Source organism: Kocuria sp. ZOR0020, assembly GCF_000800955.1.
In the GTDB taxonomy this organism is placed as follows: Bacteria; Actinomycetota; Actinomycetes; order Actinomycetales; family Micrococcaceae; genus Kocuria; species Kocuria subflava.
This window is the reverse complement of record NZ_JROX01000133.1, coordinates 1-7,882: the sequence shown is the minus strand read 5'-3', so window position 1 is coordinate 7,882 and position 7,882 is coordinate 1. Positions and strand designations below refer to the sequence as shown.

At 64.1% G+C, this 7,882-nt stretch carries 5 protein-coding genes and 3 pseudogenes; 3 read left to right on the top strand and 5 right to left on the bottom strand.

What is annotated here, in order from left to right; translation table 11 throughout:
* The first annotated feature begins 100 nt into the window (after nt 1–100).
* From L979_RS08500 to L979_RS08490, 3 genes and pseudogenes are all read left to right on the top strand, one after another.
* Nucleotides 101–1,084 carry a D-glycerate dehydrogenase gene (locus L979_RS08500; protein WP_047691585.1) on the top strand — a complete coding sequence of 328 codons (984 nt, stop codon included), beginning with the start codon at nt 101–103 and terminating at the stop codon, nt 1,082–1,084.
* A 250-nt stretch (nt 1,085–1,334) separates the two neighbouring features.
* A pseudogene (locus L979_RS08495) lies at nt 1,335–2,669 on the top strand (MFS transporter).
* A 230-nt stretch (nt 2,670–2,899) separates the two neighbouring features.
* A pseudogene (locus tag L979_RS08490) lies at nt 2,900–3,965 on the top strand (IS30 family transposase).
* Between the two features lie 22 nt (nt 3,966–3,987).
* Here L979_RS08490 and L979_RS14640 read toward each other — a convergent pair.
* From L979_RS14640 to L979_RS16305, 5 genes and pseudogenes are all read right to left on the bottom strand, one after another.
* Nucleotides 3,988–4,785: an alpha/beta hydrolase gene (locus L979_RS14640; RefSeq protein WP_052209693.1), complete on the bottom strand. Its 798-nt coding sequence runs from the start codon at nt 4,783–4,785 to the stop codon at nt 3,988–3,990.
* A 124-nt stretch (nt 4,786–4,909) separates the two neighbouring features.
* Entirely contained in the window at nt 4,910–5,380 is a 471-nt protein-coding gene (locus L979_RS08480; protein WP_047691582.1) for a MaoC family dehydratase, read from the bottom strand.
* Nucleotides 5,381–5,419: 39 nt separating this feature from the next.
* Nucleotides 5,420–6,592 carry an acyl-CoA dehydrogenase family protein gene (locus L979_RS08475; protein ID WP_047691580.1) on the bottom strand — a complete coding sequence of 391 codons (1,173 nt, stop codon included), beginning with the start codon at nt 6,590–6,592 and terminating at the stop codon, nt 5,420–5,422.
* A complete protein-coding gene (locus L979_RS08470; protein WP_047691578.1) occupies nt 6,585–7,517 on the bottom strand; it encodes an amidohydrolase family protein in 933 nt (310 codons plus the stop codon). The genes L979_RS08475 and L979_RS08470 overlap by 8 nt, the downstream gene beginning before the upstream one ends.
* A gap of 6 nt (nt 7,518–7,523) precedes the next feature.
* A pseudogene (locus L979_RS16305) lies at nt 7,524–7,882 on the bottom strand (dehydrogenase); the annotation flags it as partial.

Genomic DNA, 7,882 nt, shown 5'->3' with positions numbered 1-7,882 from the left:
GTCGTCGTGTGCGGGGCAAGTGACAGACTGGTGAGGAAACCTTGCCGGGCGACGTGGCCCGGTGAGCCCACCCGGAAGGGTGCAACAGAAAGGTGGCCCCATGCCCTCGTTCCTTTTCACCGCCCCGCTGCCCGGCCCCGCCGAGGACATGCTCCGCGAAGCCGGGGAGGTGGAGATCGGACACGGATACACCGCTGAGGAGCTCAAGGACGCTGCGCACAGCGGCCGGTATGACGTCCTGATCACGCAGCTCTCCGACCAGGTCACCGCAGATGTCCTCAGGGGGTCATCGCTGAAGGGTGTGGCGAACTTTGGTGTTGGGTTCAACAACATTGACGTCCAGGCGGCCACCGACAACGGGATCCTGGTGGGCAACACCCCGGATGTGCTCTCGGATGCCACGGCCAACATCGCCATGTTGTTGCTGCTGGCCGCCGCCCGCCGTGCGCATGAAGGCGAGACCATGGTCCGCTCCGGCGAGTTCAAGGGCCTGACCCCGGACCTGCTGCTCAGCGCGGACATCACGGGAACCCGCCTGGGGATCGCGGGTTTTGGTCGCATCGGCAAGGCCATGGCCCGCCGCGCCCTGGGCTTCGGCATGGAGGTGGTTTTTGTGCAGCGTCCGCCGCAGGACCGCCCGGTGGACGACGACGAACTCGGGGATCTGGCCGGGAAGGTCACCCAGGTTTCGTGGGATGAACTGTTGGAAACCTCCGACCACATCTCCTTGCATGTGCCGCTGACCCCGGATACCAACCACCTGATCGGCGCCGATGAGCTGGCTCGGATGAAATCCACCGCTGTGCTGGTCAACACCGCGCGCGGACCGGTGATTGACGAGCAGGCGCTGGTGGCCGCCCTGCGGGACGGCACCATCGAGGCGGCAGGTCTGGACGTTTACGAAAACGAGCCCGCCCTGGCCGACGGTCTGGCCGAACTGCCCAACACCTTCCTGCTGCCGCACATCGGCTCGGCGGAGCGTGCCACGCGTGCCCGGATGGGGGAGATGTGCGCGGAGAACGCTCTGGCCATGGCCCGGGGGGAGGTCCCGCCGTTCCCGGTCAACCCGGAAGTGGTCCGCTGACCCGCTGACTCGGGCTGCCTCACCCGCCGAGACCTCCGATACGTCCCAAGTTTTGTGCGGATTTGGGACATATCGGAGGTCTCGGCAGTTCTGGACGGCGGCACAAACCGGTGGTGAGAATAACCATTGAAGTTTTCAACTAATGCCCCTACTGTGAGCCTGTGAGGTGGCTCACGCCCGTTGGCGGGCGGATGTCCCCTCGGCTACAGGATTCGGGGCGAGGTCCCCGCCCAATGGAGAGGGGCCCGTGATGAGTTCAGCCACGGCACCAGGTGAACTGCAAGGCATGAACACCGCTGCGCGGCAGAAGGAAGCCCGCCGGGTGGTGTTGTCCAGCTACCTGGGCTCAACCATTGAGTTCTACGACTTCCTGCTCTACACCGCTGCCGCCGCCCTGGTGTTCCCCCACGTGTTCTTCACGGACGTGACGCCGGTGGCAGGCACCATCGCGTCCTACCTGACGTTCGCGGCCGGTTACGTGGCCCGTCCCATTGGCGGCATGATCTTTGGCCTCTTCGGTGACCGGCTGGGCCGCAAGAAGATGCTGGTGCTCTCCATGTTCATCATGGGTGGTGCCTCGACGCTGATCGGCCTGATCCCCAGCGCGTCCATGATCGGCATGGGTGGGGCCTTTATTCTGCTGACGCTGCGTCTGCTGTAGGGCATTGCCATTGGTGGTGAGTGGGGCGGTGCTGCCCTGATGGCCCTGGAGCATGCCTCACCCAAGGACCGCGGGTTTGCGGCGTCGTTTGTCAACGCCGGTGCACCGTCTGGTGCCGCGTTGGGAACTTTTGCCATGGGCCTGGCCGCTTCTCTGCCGGAGGAGCAGTTCTTCAGCTGGGGCTGGCGTGTCCCGTTCCTGGTCTCAGCCCTGCTGCTGGTGATTGGCCTGGTCATTCGTCTGAAGATCAGCGAATCCCCGATCTTTGAGGCCGCCGTCGAACGCGATGCCGCCAAGGACAAGCCCCGGGACATCCCTCTGTTGAGCGTGGTCAAGCGGCCCAAGAACCTGCTGTTGGTCATGTTCGGTGGTGCCGCCGGCTTTGCGCTGCAGACCCGGCTGGCCACGTTCACCGTGGCTTATGCGGTGGCCCACGGTGCCGAACGCCAGCCGGTGCTCTACGCGTTTGCGTGCGCGTCCGTGCTCTCGATCGGCATGGTCATCCTGGCGGGCAAGATCTCCGACCGGGTGGGCCGCCGTCCCCTGATGCTGCTGGGCATGGTGGCGTTCATCGCCTTTGTGTACCCGCTGTTCGCGCTCATGCGCACCGCGGACACCTTCCTGATTTTTGTGGGCTTCGCCGTGGCGCTGCTGTGCCACTCCACCATCTACGGCCCGCTGGCGGCGTTCATCTCCGAACAGTTCGGCACCGCGGCCCGCTACACCGGGGCCTCCGTGGGGTACCAGATGGCCACACTGCTGGGTGCCGGCTTCACCCCCACCATCCTGGCGGCCATCTACGGCGGCGACGGCCGCATCGGCGCCGTGGTCACCTACCTGATCGCTCTGACCTGCATCTCCGGCCTGGCCATCCTGCTGACCAAGGAGTCCAAGGACATCGACCTCACCACCTACGAGCACTGAGCAACTCGGACGGGCAATTTCGGCACGGATAAGTACCCAGTCGTTCATGTGGGTTCATGTGGTGGTTGCAACACCCCTAGTAAGAACAGGGGGTGGGTCCCGGTATGGACGCGAGACCACCACTACCGATGGAGCTGGTTGCACAGTTCTTCAACCACATCCGTGCTGGGTTGACCATCCAAGAAGCTGCTGATCGCCTCGGTGTGTCCCGCGTGAGTGGGCGACGCTGGATGAGCCACCGTGGAGGAGTGCTGCCACGCCCAGACTATGCCCACCTGACACGCTCTCTGAGTTTCAGCGAACGTGAATACATCGCGGAGCTACGCAACCAGGGACACGGGGTACGAACGATCGCTGCCCGCTTGCACCGGGCACCATCCACGATCAGCAGGGAACTACGCCGGGTCACCACGACCCGGCCTAAGCCCTACCGTGCCTCAACAGCCCAAGCCCATGCTGATGCGGCCCGCACCCGCCCCAAGCCCTCCAAACTGGCGACCAACCCGGTGCTGGCTCACCGGGTACAGGGAATGCTCACCAGCAACCTGAGCCCGGAGCAGATCAGTGGGAGACTCAAAACCCTGTATCCCGATCGCCAGGAGATGTGGGTGTCCCACGAAACGATCTATCAAGCGCTCTACGTCCAAACCCGTGGGGGCTTGACCCGCGAGCTGACTCAACACCTACGCACTGGGCGCAGCATGCGTAAACCACGGCGTAAGAGTGATGAGCGTCGGGGCAGGATCCCGGGGATGATCAACATCGCTGATCGCCCAGCCGAGGTTGCTGATCGGGCTGTGCCTGGGCATTGGGAAGGTGATCTGATCCTGGGTTCGGTGGCCTCGGGCTCAGCGATCGGGACGTTGGTGGAACGCACCACCGGGTTCGTGATGCTGCTGCACCTGCCTGATGGGCACAGTGCTGATCAGGTCGCTGCAGCGATGATCACCAAGATCGGGCAGCTCAGTGAGCGGTTGAAGCGTTCCGTGACCTGGGATCAAGGCAGCGAGATGGCTCGTCATGCACGGATCACTGCTGCCACGGGGGTGGATATCTACTTCTGTGATCCTCATTCCCCGTGGCAGCGTGGTACCAATGAGAACACCAACGGGTTATTGCGTCAGTACTTCCCCAAAGGCACGGACCTCTCGTTCTGGGGGGGCTGGGTATCTGGACATGGTCGCTGATGAGCTCAACGCCCGGCCGCGTAAGCGACACGGGTTCCTCACTCCTGCTGAGGTCCTCACGCAGTTGCTGAACACCGACCACAAAACCGGTGTTGCAACCACCACTTGAACCCACACCAAGTTCTGGGTACTTATCCATGCCGAAACTGTCGCAGCGTTCGGATGGTGCGTTCCATTGCAGCCACATCACCCAGGCTCTGCCCGCTCGCAAAACCGTGTCCAACCTTTGGGTGGACCAGGAGCGTCCAGTTGGGAGTGCCGCGAGCGGTGAAGGCACGGGCCTCCTCCACCAGAGCGTCCTCAGCGCCCACAGAGACCACAACGGCGTCGAGCCCTGACACATCCAGCGCCAGCGCGTTCACCGTCTCAACACATCCGTTGGCCCACGCCGCAATCCCCGCCTCCAGGAGGGCTTTGCCCGGTCCACTCGGGGCGTCGTCGTCGTAGAGCTGCAGAGAGAGGTCCAGGTTGGGATTGGTCAGCACCAACGACGGCGCCCGGGCCCCTTCCTGCAGCAGGGCCACTGCCGTCAGGACCGCCACTGCACCACCGGCCGAGTCACCCCAGATAATCAACGGTCCACGTGAGGGGAGAAGATCCCGGCACACGTTCACGACGGTAGCCACAGTCGTCTCCGCATCGTGCTCCGGAGCCAACGGGTAGTCCACGGACACCACATCCAGATCAAGGTCATGGGCGATCTGACGGCACACGGAGTCCTGCAGATCCACGTTGCCCAGAACAAAGTAGCCGCCGTGGAGAAACACAACTTTGGCGGCTGACGGTGTGGTCGAGTCGGCCTGGTAGAGGCGCACAGGACTGGCTGCAAGATGGTCGTCGGTCACTCGTCCCACGGCTGCACCTACGGGGCGGTTTCGGGCTCGGATGTGAGCTGCCGCGCGGTGCTCCAGGATCTCGGCGTGGTTCACGGCAGCAGTATCACTCGCTGGTGAGTGCTGAGGCTGACGTTTGACAGGGATATGACCACAGAACCTGCATGTTCTGCGGTCATATCCCTGTCAAAACCGCAGCACCCACCCGGGCCGCCGCACCTTACGCATAGAAACGGTTCAGGAACGTGGCCACCACGGCGTGGCGGTCCTGGCCTTCGATCTCGATGGTGCCGTCAGCCACCAGGTGCAGGGCGTTGCCCTTGACCTCCTGCACGTCCGTGATGGTCACGGTCAGGCGCACGCGCGAACCCACCGGCACGGGAGAGGTGAAGCGGCACTTGTCCAGGCCGTAGTTGACCTTGGTGGACACCCCGGTCACATCCAGCAGCTCGCCCCACATGGGGATCAGCAGGGACAGGGTGAGGAAGCCGTGGGCGATGGTCCCGCCAAAGGGACCGTCGGCGGCGCGCTCGGGGTCCACGTGGATGTACTGGTGGTCATCGGTGGCATCGGCAAACAGGTTGACCTGCTCCTGGGTGATCTCACGCCAGGCGCTGTACCCCAGGTTCTTGCCCACCAGGTCCTTGACCTGCTCAAAGTTCACAACGGTCTGTGCGGTGTTCTCAGTCATCAGATGGTTCCTTTCAACGTGGAAGTGTTCAGGCCGGGCTCACACAAAAGCTGAGTTGCCCGTGATGGCGCGGCCGACCACCAGGGCGGTGATTTCGTGGGTGCCTTCGTAGGAGTAGACGGCTTCGGCATCGGCGTGGAATCGGGCGACGTCAGTGGTCAGGGTGATCCCGTTGCCTCCCACCACTTCCCGCGCCAGGGCAACGGTTTCGCGCATCTGCGTGCACACCCACATCTTGGCCAGCGCGGAGTCCTCGTCCCGGTACACCCCCGCCTCCTGTTGGGTGGCCAGTTGGGAGACCGTGGACAACGACGCCGTCACATTGCCCAGCATCCGCGCCAACTTCTCCTGTACCAGCTGGAAACTGGCCGTGGGGCGGCCGAACTGGTGGCGCTCGCGGGTGTAGCGCAGCGCTGCCTCGTAGGCGCCGGCCTGGATCCCGGCAGCAATCCATGCGACGTCGGAGCGCATCTGGCGCAGCATGGCCGCCACGTCCTTGAAGGAGTTGCAGTTCTGCAGCCGTGCTGATTCCGGCACCCGTACCCCGGAGAGGGTGATCTGTGCGTTTTGCATGATGCGCAGGGCGGTTTTGCCGTGGATCTTCTCCAGGGTGACCCCGTCAGCTTCGCGGGGGACCAGGAAAGCCTTGACCTGGGAGTCCGCCTCGTCCCGGGCAAAGATGCACAGGATCTCGGCCGTCAGGGCACCGCCGATCCACCGTTTGGCGCCGTCGATCACCCACTGATCTCCCTCGTGTCTGGCGGAGGTGGCCAAACCGCCGGCGATGTCCGAACCGTGTTCGGGTTCGGTCAGGCAGAACACCCCGGTCATCTCAAAGGACTGGATCTTGGGGTCCCATTCAGCGAACTGCTCGGCGGACCCACCCACGCGGCAAGCCGTACGGAACAGTCCCGCTTGGGCCGTGTAGAACGTGGCGATCGAGGCATCGCACCTGGCCAGCTCAAAAATCCGGAATCCGTTGTAGAGGGCGCTGGGGGTCTGGTCGGCCAGTTCCGGGGGGTGCATGAGGCGCAGTTCCTGCAGCGGGGCAACCACGTCCGGGGGAAACGTGCCTGCTTCCCAGTGCTCAGCCAGCACGGGTTTGACCCGGGCCTCCAGCACTTCCCGAAGCCTCAGCAACGGTGCACGCTCAGCAGAGGTCAGGGCATTGGCCACACCGTACGGATCACTGTCCGGGTAGAGCTCACTCATGGTTGCCCTCCGTGGCGTTGGAACGCGCAGGAGTGAGCCCGAACAAACGCGCGGCATTCTGCTTGAGGATCTTGGGCCGAACCTCGTCCTTGAACGGGGCGTCCTGAAAAGCGCCCAACCACTTCTGCGGCGTGATCAGCGGGTAGTCCGTGCCGAACAACACGCGGTCAGGGAACATGCGGTTGGCGGCATGGACCAGGGATTCCGGGAAGTACTTGGGGGACCACCCGGAAAGATCGATCCACACGTTGGACTTGTGGGTGGCAATGGAGTTCGCCTCCTCCTGCCACGGAACTGACGGATGAGCCATGATCACCTGCACCTGCGGGAAGTCAGCGGCCACGGCATCCAGCAGCAACGGGTTGGAGTAGCCCAACTTGATGCCGTATCCGCCGGGCAGTCCTGCGCCCATTCCGTTCTGGCCCGTGTGGAACAGGGCGGGCACGCCGAGGGCCTGAATCGCCTCGTACAGCGGGTAGAACTGCTGGTCGGACGGGTCGAAGCTCTGCAGGGACGGGTGGAACTTGAAGCCCCGCACGCCGAACTTCTCCACCAGGACCTTCGCACGCTCCACGGCGGCGGCACCCTGCAGCGGGTCCACGGACCCGAACGGGATCAGGACGTCGTTGTTGCGCGCCGCGCCCGTGGCGATCTCCTCGATCGAGTTGGGCTCGTGCTTGAGCGCGGTGGTCGCATCCACCGTGAACACCACGGCAGCCATGTTCCACTCGCGGTAGCGTTCCGCGATCGTGTCCAACGACGGCGACCGGTCCTCCGTCTTGAAGTACTTGGAGGACGCGTCCACCAGCGGCTGGGGCAGGGACAGGTGTCCGTGCTCCGAGCACTCGATGTGCACGTGCATGTCGATCGCATCGATCTTGTCCAGGTCGATGCCGAATTCGTAGCTGTTGTCTGCCTGGGACATGGTGGATCAGCCCTGCTTCGGCTGGAGCTCTTCGGGCAGCTGCGGCATGACTTCGCCGCACTTCTGCAGGTTGCCCTGGGTCATCTGGTGGAAGTCGGCGGCCAGGTCGTCGTAGCTCCAGCCGCCTTCCTTGTACTCGGTCACCACGGGGGTCGGGTGGGTGAACAGCTGCAGGCGGTCACCGCCGGCACCGATGGCCTGGCCCGTGATGTCTGCGGCGGCGTCGGAGGCCAGGAAGGTGATCAGGCCGGCAACGTCGTCGGCGGTGCCGAAGCCGAGGTCGTGGCGGAAGAACGGGGGCATGGCCTCGTCGGCTTCGTCGGCCTCGACCGCCTTCTCGAAGAACGGGATGGTCTTGGTCATGG

Bases quoted from the DNA above. Each gene is read 5' to 3' on its own strand.
- L979_RS08500 (WP_047691585.1), top strand. From the start codon at position 101: ATGCCCTCGTTCCTTTTCACCGCCCCGCTGCCCGGCCCCGCCGAGGAC.
- L979_RS08480 (WP_047691582.1), bottom strand. From the start codon at position 5,380: ATGACTGAGAACACCGCACAGACCGTTGTGAACTTTGAGCAGGTCAAG.
- L979_RS08475 (WP_047691580.1), bottom strand. From the start codon at position 6,592: ATGAGTGAGCTCTACCCGGACAGTGATCCGTACGGTGTGGCCAATGCC.
- L979_RS08470 (WP_047691578.1), bottom strand. From the start codon at position 7,517: ATGTCCCAGGCAGACAACAGCTACGAATTCGGCATCGACCTGGACAAG.